Raw genomic sequence first — 2794 nt, 5'->3', positions numbered from 1 at the left:
GGGTCTCAGATCTAAACAGTGGATGCGAGCAGCAAGAATCTTGCTTAAAAGAATCAGCTTTGTGGTCAAGCCCTCGGCCTATTAGTACCGGTCCGCTACACCCCTCACGGAGCTTCCACGCCCGGCCTATCAACCCGGTGGTCTACCGGGAGCCTTAACCCATCAAGTGGGTGGGAGACCTCATCTTGAAGCAGGTTTCCCGCTTAGATGCTTTCAGCGGTTATCCTTCCCGAACGTAGCCAACCAGCCATGCCCCTGGCGGGACAACTGGCACACCAGAGGTCCGTCCATCCCGGTCCTCTCGTACTAGGGACAGCCCTTCTCAAGTCTCCTGCGCGCGCAGCGGATAGGGACCGAACTGTCTCACGACGTTCTAAACCCAGCTCGCGTACCGCTTTAATGGGCGAACAGCCCAACCCTTGGGACCTACTCCAGCCCCAGGATGCGACGAGCCGACATCGAGGTGCCAAACCATCCCGTCGATATGGACTCTTGGGGAAGATCAGCCTGTTATCCCCAGGGTACCTTTTATCCGTTGAGCGACCACGCTTCCACAAGCCATGGCCGGATCACTAGTCCCTGCTTTCGCACCTGCTCGACCTGTCGGTCTCACAGTCAAGCCCCCTTGTGCACTTGCACTCGCCACCTGATTGCCAACCAGGCTGAGGGAACCTTTGGGCGCCTCCGTTACTCTTTAGGAGGCAACCGCCCCAGTTAAACTACCCACCAGACACTGTCCCTGATCCGGATCACGGACCGAGGTTAGACATCCAACACGATCAGAGTGGTATTTCAACGCCGGCTCCACCCGAACTAGCGTCCGGACTTCACAGCCTCCCACCTATCCTACACAAACCGAGTCGAACACCAATATCAAGCTATAGTGAAGGTCCTGGGGTCTTTCCGTCCTGCTGCGCGAAACGAGCATCTTTACTCGTAGTGCAATTTCGCCGGGCCCGTGGTTGAGACAGTCGAGAAGTCGTTACGCCATTCGTGCAGGTCGGAACTTACCCGACAAGGAATTTCGCTACCTTAGGATGGTTATAGTTACCACCGCCGTTTACTGGCGCTTAAGTTCTCAGCTTCGACCTTACGGTCTAACCGGTCCCCTTAACGTTCCAGCACCGGGCAGGCGTCAGTCCGTATACATCGTCTTGCGACTTCGCACGGACCTGTGTTTTTAGTAAACAGTCGCTTCTCGCTGGTCTCTGCGACTCCACCCAGCTCAAGACGCAAGGCCTATCACCAGACGGAGCCCTCCTTCTCCCGAAGTTACGGAGGTATTTTGCCGAGTTCCTTAACCACGGTTCACCCGATCGCCTCGGTATTCTCTACCTGACCACCTGTGTCGGTTTGGGGTACGGGCCGCTCAGTCCTCGCTAGATGCTTTTCTCGACAGCATAGGATCACCCACTTCACCCCTACGGGCTCGGCATCAGATCTCAGGCTTCAAGGTGTGCGGATTTGCCTACACACCGCCCTACATCCTTACCCCGGGACAACCACCGCCCGGGTTGGGCTACCTTCCTGCGTCACACCATCGCTTGCCTACTACAAGTTCGGGTCACCGGCTCCACCACACCAGGTTCCCGAAGGAACCCGGGGGCTTAACGGGTTTAGCATCACCTGATTCAACATTGGGCGGACCTTCGCGGGTACGGGAATATCAACCCGTTGTCCATCGACTACGCCTGTCGGCCTCGCCTTAGGTCCCGACTCACCCTGGGCGGATTAGCCTGGCCCAGGAACCCTTGGTCATCCGGCGGCGACGTTTCTCACGTCGCATTCGCTACTCATGCCTGCATTCTCACTCGTGCAGCCTCCACCCCTGGGTCACCCCGGGACTTCACTGGCTGCACGACGCTCCCCTACCCATCCATGCGCCTGGCCGCTTTCTACACGACGGGCTTAAGCATGAATGACACGGCTTCGGCGGTGTACTTGAGCCCCGCTACATTGTCGGCGCGGAATCACTTGACCAGTGAGCTATTACGCACTCTTTCAAGGGTGGCTGCTTCTAAGCCAACCTCCTGGTTGTCTATGCGACTCCACATCCTTTCCCACTTAGCACACGCTTAGGGGCCTTAGCCGGTGTTCTGGGCTGTTTCCCTCTCGACGACGAAGCTTATCCCCCGCCGTCTCACTGCCGCGCTATCACTTCACCGGCATTCGGAGTTTGGCTGATTTCGGTAAGCTTGTAGGCCCCCTAGACCATCCAGTGCTCTACCTCCGGGAAGAAACACACGACGCTGCACCTAAATGCATTTCGGGGAGAACCAGCTATCACGTGGTTTGATTGGCCTTTCACCCCTAACCACAGGTCATCCCCCAGGTTTTCAACCCTGGTGGGTTCGGGCCTCCACGCGGTCTTACCCGCGCTTCACCCTGCCCATGGCTAGATCACCACGCTTCGGGTCTAGGTCGTGCGACTCAAACGCCCTATTCGGACTCGCTTTCGCTACGGCTACCCCACCCGGGTTAACCTCGCCACACAACGCTAACTCGCAGGCTCATTCTTCAAAAGGCACGCGGTCACAACCGTGACAGAATAAATTCTGCACGGCGTAGCTCCCACGGCTTGTAGGCACACGGTTTCAGGTACTCTTTCACTCCCCTCCCGGGGTACTTTTCACCTTTCCCTCACGGTACTAGTCCGCTATCGGTCACCAGGGAGTATTCAGGCTTAGCGGGTGGTCCCGCCAGATTCACACGGGATTTCTCGGGCCCCGTGCTACTTGGGATACTCCTCCAGAGCCAGTCATGTTTCGTCTACGGGGGTTTTACCCACTATGCC

General features: G+C 57.4%; 1 rRNA gene. It reads right to left on the bottom strand.

From position 1 onward, the window contains the following. Window positions 1-61: 61 nt before the first annotated feature. Window positions 62-2794 (bottom strand): 23S ribosomal RNA (locus KGQ19_RS48220); the annotation flags it as partial.

The sequence above is a fragment of the Catenulispora pinistramenti genome, from assembly GCF_018274385.1.
In the GTDB taxonomy this organism is placed as follows: domain Bacteria; phylum Actinomycetota; class Actinomycetes; order Streptomycetales; family Catenulisporaceae; genus Catenulispora; species Catenulispora pinistramenti.
This window is presented reverse-complemented; position numbering and strand designations above follow the sequence as displayed.